We start from the raw sequence: 14,576 nt of genomic DNA, 5'->3' as shown, positions 1-14,576 counted from the left end.
AAGAAAACAAAGTAAAAGAAAAAGAACCAAGCAATTTAATAATTGCTTGGTTCTAACTCTTTACTCTTTATCAACAGAATTTGACAAAGAGCCAATACTTTATGTATTTCAATCGTCCACTTTAGTGGAATTGTATCAAATTAAGTTGCTTAATTATTTTTATTTCAGTAAATACAAACCTACTATCCGCCAACATAAAATTCAATATGCTGTTGCAGATTGTTAAATTCAACTGGACAATAACCACCGATTTCACCATCAAGGTTAACTGGTAAGTCTTGCCCTTCACTTTTACCAATCAATTCTGCCTTCAGGCTACGCGTTTTGGTATAAATAATATTTGGATCATCAACGTGTTTACCATTCAAAGCTAAAGCCATCAGCTTCATCATGCTGACAGGATCAGAAGGCTTAACAACGATCAATTGGAATAAACCATCACTAAGCTGTGCATCAGGCATAACTTGTTCAAAACCACCAATTGAATTGGTCATCCCCAACAAGAACATCGACAACTTGCCTTCATAAACACCGTCATCATAAGTCAACCGCATTTCATTCTCGGTCAAATGAGGCAACATTTCTGCACCCTTGATCAAGTATGCTGCATAACCTAAGGCAGATTTAACTTCAGATGGCACACCATAAGTTAATTCAGTTAAAGAACCGCTGGCAGCAATATTAACGAAATATTGAATTTGATCACCAAAAACTGCTTTACCGATATCCATCTTCCGTGTCTTATTCTTCAGGATTACTTTAGCAGCATCTGGAATATTATCACGTGGAATGGCTAATGCACGAGCATAATCATTAGTAGTACCAGCTGGAATAATCGCCATCTTAGGACGCTGCTCCAAAAAGGCAATTCCATTAACTACCTCATTGATTGTACCGTCCCCACCGGCTGCTACGATTAGGTCAAAGCCTTCCTTTGCAGCACGAGTAGCTTCATTTCGAGCACTATTTTCTTCAGGTGTAGTTCTAAAAGCACTAGCTTCGTAGCCAGCTTGTTCTAATACATCTAAAATATCGGCCACATTCTTTGGCATTTGTTCGTGACCTGATACAGGATTATAAATTAATCTTGCTTTTCTAGTCATAATTACTACCTAACGTTCTAAAAATTAACGACTTTGCAATTCTTGGTTAAGCAACTTGTTAACCATCTTAGGGTTAGCCTTACCACGAGTTTGCTTCATGATTTGACCAACTAGGAAGCCAATTGCACGATCCTTACCATTCTTGAAGTCTTCAACAGATTGTGGGTTATCATCAACAACCTTCTTAACCATTGGAGCCAAAACAGAAGTATCTGACAATTGAACCATACCATTGTCTTCAACATACTTCTTAGGATCAGTACCATTTTCAATGGTTTCAGCAAAGACCTTCTTAGCAATCTTAGATGAAATAGTACCATCCTTGATTAACTTGATCATTTCTGCCAAGTGTTCAGGCGTTAACTTAATATCCTTCAATTCAACGCGGTGATCGTTCAAGTAACCATTAACTTGAGTGTTCATCCAGTTAGCTGCAAGAGTTGGATCTGCACCTGCGGCAACAGCTTCATCAAAGAAGTCAGAACTTTCCTTAGTTTGAAGCAAAACATTAGCGTCGTATGGCTTCAAACCGTACTTGTTTACATAGTCGTCGTAACGGGCAAATGGCCCCTTTGGTAATTCCTTAGCAATCTCATCGATCCATTCTTGTGAAATGTGATCTGGAGCAATATCTGGTTCTGGGAAGTAACGGTAATCCGATGCACCTTCCTTAACACGTTCCAAAACAGTCTTACCAGTTGCTTCATCAAAACGACGAGTTGAAAGTTGGATGTGACCACCAGCCAAAAGAACTTGTTCTTGACGCTTTTCTTCATAAGCAAGTGAACGACGTACGTGGTCAAATGAGTTCAAGTTCTTCATTTCAACCTTAGTACCAAGTTCCTTTTGACCTGCAGGACGGATGGAAATGTTGGTATCAACACGCATTGAACCTTCTTCCATCTTAACGTCTGAAGCACCAGTAAATTGAACAATCTTACGTAACTTTTCAAGGTAAGCGTAAGCTTCTTCTGGATCTTCCATATCAGGTTCAGAAACAACTTCAAGAAGTGGTACACCTTGACGGTTCAAGTCAACATAAGAATAACCGTTAGTACCGTGAGTGTTCTTACCGGCATCTTCTTCGATGTGCATTTCGTGAATACCGATTCTCTTCTTCTTACCGCGAACTTCAACTTCGATATACCCGTCACGAGCAAGTGGTTGGAAGAACTGAGTAATCTGGTAAGCCTTTGGGTTATCAGGGTAGAAGTAGTTCTTACGGTCAAAGTGAGTAGTTGGCAAAATGTGAGCGTGAGTTGCAATGGCAACCATAATACCTAAACGGTAAACATTCTTGTTAACCATTGGCAAGGTACCAGGCATAGCCCAGTCAATTACATTAGTCTCCGTGTTTTGTTCAGCACCATAAGTTACTGGTGAAGGAGAGAAAATCTTACTCTTTGTCTTTAATTCGAAGTGGACTTCAAGTCCGATAGTCGATTTAAAATTCATTCAATTAATCCTCCATTCCAGTTGGTGTCTTTTCATAAAACTTGTTAGTACGTTCAATAAAGTCAGCAGTCTTAAAGACATTTCCTTCATCAAAACGCTTAGCCATAATTTGTAAGCCGACAGGCATCCCATCAACTAAACCAGCTGGAACACTAGCTGCAGGAATACCTGCTAAGTTGGCAGAAATAGTTAAAATATCGTTGTTGTACATCTTAATTGGGTCAGAAACTTCTTCACCAATACCAAATGCAGGTTCAGTAGTAGTTGGTCCAACGATAACATCGTTTTCTGCAAAAATCTTGTCAAAGTCATCACAAATTAAAGTTCTGACCTTAGCAGCTTGTCTGAAGAAACGGTCATATGAACCAGCAGAAAGTGCAAATGAGCCAAGCATGATCCGACGCTTAACTTCAGTACCAAAACCTTCAGAACGTGATTTTACATAAACATCAAGCAAGTTCTTGGTGTCCTTGGCACGATATCCATAACGGATACCATCATATCTTTGCAAGTTTGATGAAGCTTCACTTGAAGCAATGATGTAGTAATCAGGAACAACATACTTGGTGTGTGGCAACGAAACTTCATTGATAATTGCGCCAGCATCCTTTAAAGCATCAATTTGCTTTTGAATAACTTCACGCATTTCACCGCTAACTGCTTCCATGTATTCCTTAGGAACAGCTACGCGAAGGCCCTTAACATCTTGACCAATAAACTTGGTAAAGTCAGGTACTTCACGAGTTGAAACAGTTGAATCATGTTCATCTGCACCAGCAATTACGTTCAATACTTCAGCTGAATCCTTAACGCGCTTAGTCATTACACCAATTTGATCAAGTGAAGAACCAAATGCGATAAGACCCCAACGTGATACACGACCGTAGGTTGGCTTAATTCCAAAGATACCGTTAAATGCGGCAGGTTGACGAATTGAACCACCAGTATCTGAACCAAGTGCTGCTACAACTTGACCACCGGCTACAGCTGCTGCAGAACCACCAGATGAACCACCAGGAACCTTATCTAAGTTCCATGGGTTGTGGGTTGCACCGTAGTATGAGTGTTCAGTTGATGAACCCATGGCAAATTCATCCATGTTAGTCTTACCTACGAAAGTAGCACCAGCCTTTTTAAGCTTAGAAATAACTGTTGCATCGTACATTGGCATGTAATTGTACAAAATATGACTAGCAGCAGTAGTCTTAATACCATTAGTAATGATGTTGTCCTTAATGGCAATTGGAATACCTGCCAACTTACTCTTAGAATAGTCCAAGTTTTCTGCAGGCTTAGCATCATCTAAAACGGTAATCCAAGCATTTAACTTTTTATCTGTATCTTTAATGTTTGCCACAGTGTCTTTAGCTAACTTATCTGCTGACAAGTCACCGCTGGCAAGCTTTTTATTTAATGAATCAATATTTTCATTTAAGTAATTCATTACTCGTCCTCATCCTTATTAATAATTACAGGAACCTTAATGTAGCCGTTAGCCTTTTCAGGAACATTAGCCATCAATGTTTCTCTGTCTTGTCCTTGCCAGTGTTCAGGTTTGTCTTCTCTGAAGACAGTATCACGATCAACAACTTGGACCGTTTCATCAACGCCTTCAGTATCAACTTCACTGAGTTGATCAGCCATATTGATGATTGATCCCATTTGATCAGTAAATTTATTTAATTCTTCTTCATTAAACGCAAGTCGCGAAAGAGTCGCAACGTGTTTAATGGTATCTTTTGTGATTTCCACGCAAATATACCTCCTATTCGCCGCCATAAACATGGACTTGATAATCACTATCGCCGGTTTCTTTTGCAATTAATGCTTGTACATCATCAACCGATCCAATCTTAATTTCAATTGGGATATTGTTAGCCAAATATTTCTTAGCCGTTGACAAAACCAAACGGGTAAAACTTTGAATTTGTTCATAGCCATAGAACTGAGTCGTTACCGAAATATTTTCTTGGGTTAACTTGCCATTAGTATAACGCAAAGTTGCCGTTACCCCACTAATATTTGGAAAGTAATTCTGAATAGCCGTCTTGAAATCATTGAAGTGAGATGCATCATCACTATTAATTGCCTTTTCACTACCAGTTGTCGGCAAAACTTGTATTTTTTCCGACATGGATTTCCATTTAGTTATTTTACTACTATTAGCGGCCGCTGTCCCGTAAGCAAAATAAGTTCCGCCAACTAATGAATCTTTTCCGGTCTTTGAGAATAAACCAATCGTAATTGGAATATTCTTTAAGCCCTTCTTTTTCCGTAGACGAGCCACAATTTCATTGGCAATTCGCTCACCTTGAGCTTTTTGTTCAGCTCGTGAAATATCAGTTTGAAATTCAGCCCCATTACGTTTTTTCTGGTAATAATCGACTGAATTCATTGCCAAGCCTAAACTCATACCACCTAAATTATACTTTGAACCAGATCCCGTCAAATAATCTTGTTCAATAATTTCTTCTAAATAAATTGGATTTCGGGTGTTAGGACCCGTCTTACCATTATTAACTGGATTCAAGCCACTAGGGTTTGACTTAGACTTGCGCATTAGCCAATCAGTTACAGTTGAAGCATCAAGTTTCTGTCCTTCTTGGAAAACATATTGGTTAGGTGAAAATTGCGTTTTCGAAATTTGGATTAAGCCTCGCTCTAATTCACGCGTATCAACCGAATTATCATTATCTGTTGCGGTTAACCCAGTAATTGGACTAATATCATAGCGCCCATTTTTCATCAAAACGGTATAACCATTATTTCCAGTGTTGGTAGTTTGATAACTCTTTTTCTTAGTGTTTGAAGTGGTTGTTGCATTATTTGCCAAACTAGAATCTTTCAACTTACCACAACCACTCAGAGTAAGTGCGATTCCAGCTAAAGCCATTACTTGCAAATATTTTTTCACAATAATTGTCCTTTATTCAATTTGTGCAATTGCTTCTTCTTCTGTTAAAAGCGGTACGCCTAAAGTTTGGGCCTTAGTATACTTGGAACCAGCGTCCTTGCCATAAATCACATAATCAGTCTTATGAGAAACTGACCCGGTAACTTTAGCACCTAAAACTTGCAACTTTTTAGTGAACTCGCTTCTGGTATAATGCTCTAATTTTCCCGTCAACACAACAGTTTTATCCTTAAATGGATTATCTGCAATTTCTGCCGGCTCATCTGCGCCTAAATAATCCATGTTTAAGCCGCTTTCGCGCAATTCTTCAATCACCTTTTGTGCTTCTGGTTGAGCAAAATATGTTGTCATCGATTCCGCAATCGTCATGCCTATTGTATCGATAGAAGCAATTTCTTGCACGTCTAGAGACATAATCTTTGCCAGATTTTTAAACTTTTGAGCAATTAACCGGGCTGCCTTAGCCCCAACATGGTCAATTCCTAAACCAGTAATCAATAATTCAACTGAGTTTTGCTTAGAATTCTCTAACGCCGTTAACAAATTATTGATTGATTTTTCTTTAAAATGATCAAGTTGAGCCAAGTCATCCGCCGTTAAATGATAAAGATCAGCAACATTATGAACCAAATCTTTGGCAATTAATTGCTTAACAATCTTGGGTCCCAACCCTGCAATATTCATTGCCGGCCGGGAGGCAAAGTGGGTAATTCCTTCCTCAACTTGTGCTGGACAAGATGGGTTGATACAGCGCAAAGCAACTTCATCTTCTAAGTGAACCAACTTTTGACCACAAGAAGGACAAGTAGTTGGAATCTGGTAAGCAACTGAATCTGCTGGTCGTTTAGCCATGACTACTTCTGAAATCTCAGGAATAATATCGCCAGCCTTGTGCAACTTGACCGTATCACCGATTCTGACGCCCTTTTCATTTAAGTAGTCCGGATTATGCAAAGAAGCTCGCGCTACCGTCGTACCAGCCAATTGTACTGGATCCATTACTGCAGTTGGCGTAACTACACCTGTTCGACCTACGGTCCAGACAATATCACGGACAACAGTTTCTTGTTCTTCTGGCGGAAACTTATAGGCAATTTCCCAACGAGGGACTTTAACCGTATTGCCAAGTTCTTGTTCAACGCTTAGATCATCAATTTTTAAAACAATCCCATCAATGCCATAAGTTAAACTATTACGCTTGGCGGTATATTCATCGATAAAAGCAAAAACCTCATCTAACGTAGCTAACTTGCGTCCAGTCTCATTAGTATGAAAACCTAAATCATGCATCCGTTGAATAGCTTGGTGCTGGCTAGTAATTTCTTCAGGTGGATTTACCCAAGTATAGATAAAGGTGCTCAATTGCCGCTTTTTAGTGACCTTGGGATCAAGCTGACGTAAAGACCCCGCTGCCGCATTACGAGGATTGGCAAAAACTGCTAAACCTTCTGCTTCTCTTTCAGCATTCAGCTTGGCAAAAGCTTCTTTACCCATGTAACACTCGCCACGCACTTCAGTTGTTAACGGCTCGGGCAAAGTTTGTGGAATATCGCTAATATATTTGGCATTAGCAGTAACGTCTTCACCGACATAACCATTGCCCCGCGTAGAAGCCCGGACCAATTTACCATTTTCATATTCAAGTGATAATGATAAACCATCAATTTTTAATTCAACGTTATATTCAACTGGATGCCCAACTAGCTTCTGCATGCGCCCATCAAAATCTTTTAATTCCGCTTTAGAAAAGACGTCTCCCATTGAAAGCATCGGAATTGGATGTTCAACTTTAGTAAAGTCACTGTCAATCTGGCCCCCAACTCTTTGCGTGATTGAATCAGGTGTCACAATTTCGGGAAATTCTTTTTCTAATTCAAGCAAGCGGTTGTAGCTTTGGTCATAAACATGATCTTCAACTTCAGGTGCATCTTTAGAATAGTAGGCCTCAGCCCATTCATTAAGCTGTTTTCTAAGTGAAGCTGCTTCTTTTTCAGCTTCAGCAAGCGTAACTTTAGCCATTTTTACCCCCTGATCAAAATTAATCTTTCCTCAATTATACCTTCTTAATTGGCGCAAAGGCAGCTAAAAGCCGCTTAATCCCCTTGCCAGGAAAGGCAATATCCAATTCCATATCTTCACCAGTGCCATTAACCTTAGTAACTACGCCATGACCCCAAGCCTTGTGTTCAACTTGATCGCCAACATTCCAGCCCTTCTTTTCAGCACCAACGGCACCAGCAGCTTTTTTAGCAGTATAAACTTCAGCTCGAGCTCGTTCAGCCTTGCGCGCAAATGGAGCGGTTTGCTTTTCAAAATTAGACTTGATAAAGCTACCTTGCAGTTTTTCATTTTCTTCCTTGTACAGGTCTTGCTCATCAATTTCATCCAAGAATCTTGAAGGCGGATTATTTTGCATTCTCCCATACATCATGCGTGAGTAGGCATTAGTCAAAAATAGTTCTTGCTTAGCCCGCGTAATCCCGACATAAGCCAAACGACGTTCTTCTTCAAGTTCATTGTCATCCATCATTGACCGCTGCAATGGGAAAAGGCCATCTTCCATTCCAATTAAGAAAACTACTGGGAATTCTAGCCCTTTAGCAGCATGCAAAGTCATTAAAGCTACTTGATTGTCATCTTCATCTAAATCATCTTGATCACTGAGCAATGACACTTCAGCTAAGAAGTCACTTAATGGATTTGATTCATCTTCTTCTGGTTCATAATGATCATCAAAACGCTTAGTAACTGACAAGAATTCATCCAAGTTTTCTAACCGAGTTTCAGATTTGATAGTATTTTCAGCCCGCAAAGCATCAGTATAATCAAAATCAGTCAAAATCTTCTCGGTTAGGCCAGTAACCGTACCATTTTGTGCATAAGCAATTGCATCCCGCAATTTACTGCCAAAATCGCTCAACTTCTTGGCTGCTCGTGTATTAATCGGACTTTCGGCCACATGATCCATCGCATCCAAAATATTGTAGTGATTTTCATCGGCAAAAGTTAACAACTTATCCACAGTTGCTGCACCAATGCCCCGTTTCGGCGTGTTGATAATTCGGTTCATACTCATCGTATCAGCTGGATTAGCGACAAGCTTCAAGTAGGCCATCACATCTTTAATTTCTTTACGGTCGTAGAACTTATGGCCACCAACAATCTGATAAGGAATATTGCTTTTAACAAAAGCTTCTTCGACTGTTCTTGATTGGGCGTTGGTCCGGTACAGAATGGCAAAATCTTTGTAAGCCCGCTTTTTATCTCTGACTTCTTCTTGAATCTTCGAAATAATGTAGTGTGCTTCGTCATCACCACTTTGAGCTTGATAATAAGTTACCTTTTGCCCATCGCCTTGATCAGTCCACAAGTTTTTCGCCTTGCGGTTCTGGTTATTTTTGATGACTGAATTAGCAGCAGACAAAATGTGACCAGTGGAACGATAATTTTGTTCAAGCTTAACGGTTTTAACACCGTATTGTTTATAATCTTGCTCAAAATTCATAATGTTTTCCATATTGGCACCACGCCAGCCATAGATTGACTGGTCGGCATCCCCAACTACACAAATATTCTTATATTGGGCGGCCAAAGCATGACATAGCTCATATTGGGCTTGGTTAGTATCCTGGTATTCGTCAACTAGTAAATAGCGGAATTTATTTTGATAATAATGCAAGACCTCATTATCTTTTTTGAATAAAACCAAGGTCTGCATGATCAAATCATCAAAGTCCATAATCTGATCGCGGCGCAATCTACGTTGGTATTCCTCATAAACTTTGGCTGCCATCTTTTCAAATGGTGAAGAAGCACTGCTTGCAAAAGCTTCTGGATCCAATAAATCGTTCTTACCATTAGAAATTGCTGCCAAAATTCCGCGTGGGTCATACATCTTCGGATTGATATTCAAATCCTTTTCAATATGCTTAACCAAAGTTAATTGCTCGGCTGAGTCTGCAATTGAAAAGTTATGATCATAACCAATCTTATCGGCATCCCGACGCAAGATCCGCACACATAAAGCATGAAAAGTTGACATCCAAATGTCATTAGCTGCTGGACCCAGCAACTTTTGCTCACGCTCACGCATTTCACTAGCCGCCTTATTGGTGAAGGTAATGGCTAAAATATTCCAAGGTGCAACATGATTTTCTTCAACTAAATAGGCAATTCGTCTGGTTAAAACCGAGGTCTTACCTGAACCCGCACCAGCAACAACCAACAATGGTCCTTCAGTGGTTTCGACCGCCTCTTTTTGCTGCGGATTCAGACCAGCTAAGATAGATTTTTCGCTCATTATTTTCCCCTCCACAAAAATTATTTCATTAAATGCAACTTAAATATTATACCAAAAAAAGCAACGACTAAATCGCTGCTTTAGAGTTACTTATCATATTTTTCAAGATCGAATTGTTCAATCAAATTAATCAACTTATCGGCATAATCCGGATCAGTTGCATAACCATCAGTAACTAAGGCCTTGGCTTGCGTCTTATAATCCTTTGACGCTAACACATGCTTATACTGTTGATGATTCCAAGTAGTCCCATTCTGAAATAATCTAGCATGCGCCCGAATCGAAGCTTCATATGAGTCATAGATTTGAAAACGTGCCTTCACTGTAACCCACTTATTCTTCACATATTCCTTGGTCGTCATGACCGCTGACGTATTTGGATTAGAACCTTTAACTCCAAAAAGGTTGTTGTATTTTTGCGACAAATCACTTTGACCATAATTACTCTCAAGACAAGCCTGGGCAATCGTAATACTTGGCAATAAGTCATAGGACTTATCTACTTCACGCGCAATAGGACCAATCTTTTTAATAAAAGCTTTTTTCTGTCTTAATAATTTAGCTGCTTCTTGTTGGCGTTGGAGCTGCGCTTGCCGAATTTGTTCTGACTGAATTGCATAGCGCCTGTAGTATCTAAAACCGACAAAAGCGACCATTAAGATAAACAGGATCATAAATACTCGTACAACAATTTTGACACTTTTTGGTATTCTTGATTTACGTTTTTTTGCCATAGTTACATTTCCCTTAATCTGTTAATTAAAGTATAACCGATTTTTGAGTAAAAAAAAGAAGTCGCTCACTGCGACTTCTTAATTGGTGCGGGCGAGAAGACTCGAACTTCCACGATCTAAAGCGATCACAAGATCCTTAGTCTTGCGCGTCTGCCATTCCGCCACGCCCGCGGCACATCAACTATAATAGCCTAAATATAATCGAGATGCAAGAGAAAATTATAAATTATTTTAAATTTCTTGTTCCTTAGCTTAAAGTTTGGGTTAAATATAATTGACCGTGGCATTTGCCACAACGATATTTACGTGTATTTATTTTGCGCATGCGGGGATATTTTAAGCCACAATTTTTACAAGTATAAAGATAGCGATATTTTTTCTTTTTGCGCAAGCCAATATCGGGCGCATAACGACTACCACCTACTTTTTGCAACAACACTTTAAAATCGCGATTACGGTGCTGATAACCTAAACCCAATAAATGCAAATGATAATGGCAGAGTTCATGTTTAATAATTCCCACCAAATAATCATGATATTGCGGCACTAAAAAATGAGCATTAATCTCAAGATGATGATCACTTAAGTGATATCGCCCTCCAGTTGTCGTCATTCGGCGGTTAATTTTAACTTGATGGACAAAAGGACGACCAAAATATTTTAATGAAATATCTTCAACCAATTTTTGCAATTCATTCTCATTCATGGTTAGTATTTTAGCCTTTAACTAAAAAACAGCAAGAAATTAATCTCACTGTTTCTTCTTATCTAAAAATTTTGGCATATAATCCTGCACCCCTAGGAGTGTTAATATGCCGTTTTAAATCTAAGACAAGCTTGTGTTTCCAAGACTGCTTGCCATTCATCCAGGTTCCGGTAAACAAATGAACTGACTTAGAATCTTTAGAAGGATTGCATAAAACGCCATCAGGATAAACATGAATCCCCTCTTTAAGCATTTGCTCCTGGTTACCAATTTTTAAGCCATATTTATCAAGCAACATATCAGTAACTGAAACACTATTTACACCAGCCATTTGATTGTTAGCATCAAATTCAAAATTACGATCTTGATAATAATTTAAAATATCCTGCATGAAAGGATGTCCTTTTTCTGCCCCAAAAATAGCCGCAGAAAGATAGTTATTATTTTCAAAACCAATAAAAGCCCGATCATTAAGTAGCGGTGTTAGATCATCAATTACACGCACATCAGTATCTAAATAAATCCCGCCCTGCTCATAAATCGCCCGGGCTCGAATATAATCTGAGACAAAGGCCCATTTTTTAGCTGCATATGCCTGCTCAATATACTTATTTTCATGCATATTGAAATTATCTTCATTCCACTCAATAAATTTGTAATCAGGCAGATTTTTCTCCCAAGTGGCAATACACTCTTGAATAATCTTACTCTTCGGGTTATGTCCCACCCACACATAGTGAACCGTTTTTGGAATCATGATTAACCTCGTTTAAAGAAATTCTTGACTAATTTGACAATATCTTCGTTGAAATCCAACTTTAATAAAAACATCAATCCAACATAAATTACCAACATAATAATTGATTTAGCCGCCATATTGAAAAACGCGGAAGGAATCAAATTAGGCATGACCATACCGATTGCCAAAGTAATGATCGCGATCAAAAAATACTTAGGTACATCATGGAATACGTAGGTAAATTGATAGCCATCACGAACCACCCACAGCCGCAAAACTAAAACGACTGCTTCGGTAATTAAAATTGCAATCATCGCTCCTACCGCGCCATATGGCCGATCCAGTAGATAACTGAGCACAATTTCTAAGATCGCTCCAATAACTACCGGAAAAGCATAGTCCTTATCACGTTGGTTAGCTAGGGCAAATTGATTGGCAAAAACACCACCGGTTGGAATCATGATAATCGTCAAAGTAAACCAAAACATTAACGGCGTCATCGGAATATATTTATTACCAAAGAAAAATGGTACAAATTGTTTCGTATTCGCCATAATAATTACCGCAAAAAGCGTTCCTAGCATCACCGTTGCTTCTAGCGATTTTTTCATCACTATCTTTTGCGCCTTTTTGCCTTCACTCGCCATCTTAGGCATAATAACCAGCGAAATACTAGTAATCACGCCCAAAACCATGTTAGAAATACGCTGTGAATTATCATAAAAAGAAACCTGCGTCGAATTAGAAAACCAGCCCAAGATTGGCTTATCCAAGGAAGTGTAAATTTGCGTGGCAATCTGGGGAATCATCAAAGTTCCAATCGCAATCGCCGTTTTCTTAAATTTATAAAAGTGCGCCACTGGCTTGCCAACATAGCGGTGAATATCAAACCAAAAGACAAAAGAGCCAAGCATGGTTGACACTGACATAATTAACAAATATTTCCACAAGTCAGCTGGTGATTTTACCCAGAGCAAAATCAAAACGACGCTGACTAATTTAACTGCCGTATTTTTCAAAACGACCCGGCCGAAGTCAGCTAACCCTTGAAAGAACCAGGAAATATCAACTTGTGCCGAAATTAAATACGGTACCATTAATAAAAGATAGAACCAGTATTGCACATGAAAAAATGTAGCAATTAGTACTGTCAGCGTAATTGTGATAATCCCGGCAATCCCTTGAAAGTACCAAAGCCCCCAAAAGGCTTGCGTTAATTCCTTAGGCGTACCATAAGTACGCGTTCTAGAAATCGTCCGCATCCCGACATAGGATACCGACAAAATACAAAAGATCATCAAAAACTGGACCGTGTTGTTAACACTGCTGTAAATTCCATAAGTTTTTGGCCCCAAAACCCGTGACAAATACGGCACCGTAATTAACGGGACCAAAACAATAAAAATCTGGTAAACCGCATTATATAAGATATTTAAAAATGTTTTACGCATCCTAACCTCGATATTCCTGGGTCATATAGTTAAAGACATTCTCACAATATGAATCACCGTGCACTTGATTGGTCAAATGCAGCCAGTAAAGCCGGCGATTGGCCAATTGTTGGTTATCTAAGTGATCTAAGTTGTTAATCAATTCCGCTTCAGAATTAACATTAATTCCTGGCGTAATTTCCGCATACGGCCCCATTAATAAGCCACGCGTTTTTTCATATTGGGTTAAAAAGTTGGTTACAAAAATAATTGGTTTGTTCAAATGCAAATAGTCAAAGTAAATTGATGAAAAGTCGGTCATCAAGAAATCGGTATCACCTAATAACTCATGTAAATCATAGTTATGATCAAACAAATAGTCATTATTCATAAAGGCAATATTGGAGTAGTTGCTTTTAAAGTTAGCAAATAAGCGCATCTCATAGGGATGAAGCTTTACGATCAAATATTGGTGTCGCTTTTTTAATTCCGCATTTAATTTCTCGCCATCAAAATCTTGAAAAGCAAAGAAGTTTCCTTCCCTAATCTTTTCCATAATCGTTTTATCTTCTAGTTCATAGCGAAAAGTTGGCATATAAATTCCAATTTTAGCTTGTTCATCTTCTGTTTTAAATAAGTCAGCTAATAATTGCTTTTTGGAAATTACTGGTTTAGTAAGCAAATCTAAGCGCGGAAATCCTAACTTGTGATATTTTTTAGTTTCAATTGCCATGCAGGCACTCATCAAGGTTTCATATAAATCAGAACTTGAAGCAACAATATCTGTATTTTTATGCCATAGTTTTTCATTGCGCTGATTATCACGGCGCTTAGTATTATTCGCCATAATCCCCATCCGCTTGAGCGGCACACCATGCCACAATTGCACATTGATCTGATGCTTGCGTACTTTAAAAGGTTGGTGCGTGGTAATTACATAACGGGCAGCACCAATTTTTTGCCAAGTTTCCCACTTCAAATGTGATGAAGGCCAAGGCTCAACTAACGTAACGTTATACTCAGGATGATTTAACTGGAGCCATTTATAAAAAGCATAGCCATTAGAACCGGACCGGCCTGATCCATTTAAGACCACAATATTATTATTTTCCATGGTAGTAAAGCGGGACCAAAATTTCATCCAAGCTAAATAAAGACGGAATAAAAAACTCTTCATTAATTAAAAAACTTCCTT

Annotated in this window: 12 protein-coding genes and 1 tRNA gene; all 13 read right to left on the bottom strand. The window is 38.8% G+C overall.

From position 1 onward, the window contains the following. Positions 1 to 182 precede the first annotated feature (182 nt). The 13 genes from Q0Y84_RS06360 to Q0Y84_RS06300 all read right to left on the bottom strand — a co-directional run bounded on the left by Q0Y84_RS06360 (position 183) and on the right by Q0Y84_RS06300 (position 14,558). The gene (locus tag Q0Y84_RS06360; protein WP_061204501.1) at positions 183 to 1,103 is read right to left on the bottom strand and encodes a diacylglycerol kinase family lipid kinase; all 921 of its coding nucleotides are present in this window, start codon (positions 1,101 to 1,103) and stop codon (positions 183 to 185) included. A gap of 24 nt (positions 1,104 to 1,127) precedes the next feature. Further along, positions 1,128 to 2,558 (bottom strand): Asp-tRNA(Asn)/Glu-tRNA(Gln) amidotransferase subunit GatB, encoded by a 1,431-nt coding sequence (gatB, locus tag Q0Y84_RS06355; RefSeq protein WP_170080555.1) that lies wholly within the window; start codon positions 2,556 to 2,558, stop codon positions 1,128 to 1,130. A gap of 4 nt (positions 2,559 to 2,562) precedes the next feature. Continuing rightward, a complete protein-coding gene (gene gatA, locus Q0Y84_RS06350) occupies positions 2,563 to 4,002 on the bottom strand; it encodes an Asp-tRNA(Asn)/Glu-tRNA(Gln) amidotransferase subunit GatA (RefSeq protein ID WP_297951719.1) in 1,440 nt (479 codons plus the stop codon). Then, positions 4,002 to 4,310: an Asp-tRNA(Asn)/Glu-tRNA(Gln) amidotransferase subunit GatC gene (gene gatC, locus Q0Y84_RS06345; protein ID WP_297951716.1), complete on the bottom strand. Its 309-nt coding sequence runs from the start codon at positions 4,308 to 4,310 to the stop codon at positions 4,002 to 4,004. Before gatC ends, gatA begins: the two co-directional genes overlap by 1 nt. Before the next feature lie 13 nt (positions 4,311 to 4,323). Next, positions 4,324 to 5,472, bottom strand: coding sequence for a CamS family sex pheromone protein (locus tag Q0Y84_RS06340; RefSeq protein WP_297951714.1), 1,149 nt, complete (start codon positions 5,470 to 5,472; stop codon positions 4,324 to 4,326). Between the two features lie 12 nt (positions 5,473 to 5,484). Continuing rightward, positions 5,485 to 7,491, bottom strand: a complete 2,007-nt coding sequence (gene ligA, locus Q0Y84_RS06335; RefSeq protein WP_297951712.1) for an NAD-dependent DNA ligase LigA — start codon at positions 7,489 to 7,491, stop codon at positions 5,485 to 5,487. 34 nt (positions 7,492 to 7,525) lie between these two features. Next, positions 7,526 to 9,772, bottom strand: coding sequence for a DNA helicase PcrA (gene pcrA / locus Q0Y84_RS06330; RefSeq protein WP_297951709.1), 2,247 nt, complete (start codon positions 9,770 to 9,772; stop codon positions 7,526 to 7,528). Between the two features lie 86 nt (positions 9,773 to 9,858). Beyond that, a complete protein-coding gene (locus tag Q0Y84_RS06325; protein WP_297951707.1) occupies positions 9,859 to 10,506 on the bottom strand; it encodes a glycoside hydrolase family 73 protein in 648 nt (215 codons plus the stop codon). 83 nt (positions 10,507 to 10,589) lie between these two features. After that, a tRNA-Leu gene (locus Q0Y84_RS06320) sits at positions 10,590 to 10,677 on the bottom strand. Positions 10,678 to 10,753: 76 nt separating this feature from the next. Beyond that, complete coding sequence (locus tag Q0Y84_RS06315; protein WP_297951706.1) at positions 10,754 to 11,212, bottom strand: SprT family protein; 459 nt, start codon at positions 11,210 to 11,212, stop codon at positions 10,754 to 10,756. A 58-nt stretch (positions 11,213 to 11,270) separates the two neighbouring features. Beyond that, complete coding sequence (locus Q0Y84_RS06310) at positions 11,271 to 11,969, bottom strand: glycosyltransferase (protein WP_297951704.1); 699 nt, start codon at positions 11,967 to 11,969, stop codon at positions 11,271 to 11,273. A 2-nt stretch (positions 11,970 to 11,971) separates the two neighbouring features. Further along, positions 11,972 to 13,402 carry an oligosaccharide flippase family protein gene (locus Q0Y84_RS06305; RefSeq protein WP_297951702.1) on the bottom strand — a complete coding sequence of 477 codons (1,431 nt, stop codon included), beginning with the start codon at positions 13,400 to 13,402 and terminating at the stop codon, positions 11,972 to 11,974. Between the two features lies 1 nt (position 13,403). Next, positions 13,404 to 14,558: a CDP-glycerol glycerophosphotransferase family protein gene (locus Q0Y84_RS06300; protein ID WP_297951700.1), complete on the bottom strand. Its 1,155-nt coding sequence runs from the start codon at positions 14,556 to 14,558 to the stop codon at positions 13,404 to 13,406. Positions 14,559 to 14,576 lie beyond the last annotated feature (18 nt).

Source organism: uncultured Lactobacillus sp., from assembly GCF_947367125.1.
GTDB lineage: Bacteria > Bacillota > Bacilli > Lactobacillales > Lactobacillaceae > Lactobacillus.
This window is presented reverse-complemented; position numbering and strand designations above follow the sequence as displayed.

Bases quoted from the DNA above. Each gene is read 5' to 3' on its own strand.
- gatA (WP_297951719.1), bottom strand. From the start codon at position 4,002: ATGAATTACTTAAATGAAAATATTGATTCATTAAATAAAAAGCTTGCC.
- Q0Y84_RS06300 (WP_297951700.1), bottom strand. From the start codon at position 14,558: ATGAAGAGTTTTTTATTCCGTCTTTATTTAGCTTGGATGAAATTTTGG.
- Q0Y84_RS06325 (WP_297951707.1), bottom strand. From the start codon at position 10,506: ATGGCAAAAAAACGTAAATCAAGAATACCAAAAAGTGTCAAAATTGTT.
- Q0Y84_RS06305 (WP_297951702.1), bottom strand. From the start codon at position 13,402: ATGCGTAAAACATTTTTAAATATCTTATATAATGCGGTTTACCAGATT.
- gatB (WP_170080555.1), bottom strand. From the start codon at position 2,558: ATGAATTTTAAATCGACTATCGGACTTGAAGTCCACTTCGAATTAAAG.
- Q0Y84_RS06310 (WP_297951704.1), bottom strand. From the start codon at position 11,969: ATGATTCCAAAAACGGTTCACTATGTGTGGGTGGGACATAACCCGAAG.
- pcrA (WP_297951709.1), bottom strand. From the start codon at position 9,772: ATGAGCGAAAAATCTATCTTAGCTGGTCTGAATCCGCAGCAAAAAGAG.
- ligA (WP_297951712.1), bottom strand. From the start codon at position 7,491: ATGGCTAAAGTTACGCTTGCTGAAGCTGAAAAAGAAGCAGCTTCACTT.
- Q0Y84_RS06315 (WP_297951706.1), bottom strand. From the start codon at position 11,212: ATGAATGAGAATGAATTGCAAAAATTGGTTGAAGATATTTCATTAAAA.
- Q0Y84_RS06360 (WP_061204501.1), bottom strand. From the start codon at position 1,103: ATGACTAGAAAAGCAAGATTAATTTATAATCCTGTATCAGGTCACGAA.